This is a genomic window from Thauera sp. ZXT1-4, from assembly GCF_052598215.2.
The window spans coordinates 1-1,069 of record NZ_JBQWSN020000109.1; the positions used below are offsets into that span (position 1 = coordinate 1).

Sequence of the window (1,069 nt, forward strand, 5' to 3'; positions counted from 1 at the left end):
TATTAACCCGGCAATCAAATAGGTTTTGATATAATTCGGGCATGGAAAAGATCGATGCCCGCAAGCTTCCGCCCGAAGCCCTGGAACACATTCGTCGCCAAGCATTTGTACTGCGCAAGCAAGGCTACACATGGACGCACATCGCTGAAGTGTGTGGGGTTCATGTCGGTACCGTTTTGAAATGGGCACGCCGCGCCCAGGCCGACGACCTCGACGCCGTCATCAAGGGCGGGCAACGTGGTCGGCGCCATGGCTCGGGACGAACTTTGACGCTGGTTCAAGAGGAGCAACTGCGTTTGAAGATCATCGGCTCGAACCCCGCCCAACTGCAGCTCGAGTTTGCGCTGTGGAATCGTCGCGCGGTCATGCTCGCCATCAAGCAGCTCTTTGGCATCGACATGCCCATTCGTACCGTCGGTGAGTACCTTCGGCGGTGGGGTTTCACGCCGCAGCGGCCGGTCAAGCGTGCCCTTGAGCAGGATCCGGCCCGGCTCAAGGCGTGGCTTGAGGACGAGTATCCGAAGATCGTTGCGCGCGCCAAGACTGAGGATGCCGAGATCTACTGGGGTGACGAGACCGCCATTCGCCAGGACTCGCACTGGGTGCGCGGCTACTCGATGGCGGGGCTGACGCCTGAGCTTCGACTGCCGGCCGGTCGCCACGGATCGACATCGATGATCTCGGCGATCACCAACCAGGGCTTGGTGCGCTTCTCGTTCTTCGAGGGCGCCATTGATGCGGACCGCTTCATCGTGTTCTTGAAGGACCTGATTCAGGATGCGCAGCGTAAGGTGTTCCTGATCGTCGACAATTTGCGCGTGCACCGCGCCAACCGTGTCCGCGAGTGGGCTGTCGAAAACACCGAGAAGATCGAGCTGTTTTACCTGCCGCCGTATGCGCCGGAACTCAACCCCGACGAGTATCTGAACCGGGATCTGAAAACGACGATACGCTCCGGGCCGATTGCCAAGACCGCCGCCGCACTTCTCGAGAAGGCGCGTACGTGCATGGAACGCATCGCTGCGATGCCGGATCGTGTGCGGTCGTATTTCAGCCATGAGTACGTTCG

The 1,069-nt window shown here is 60.0% G+C and carries 1 protein-coding gene; it reads left to right on the top strand.

Annotated features, from left to right (window positions below; genetic code table 11):
* Window positions 1–41: 41 nt before the first annotated feature.
* Window positions 42–1,069: IS630 family transposase (locus ACUH78_RS19330; protein WP_510497617.1), on the top strand; the 1,028-nt coding region annotated here is incomplete at its 3' end.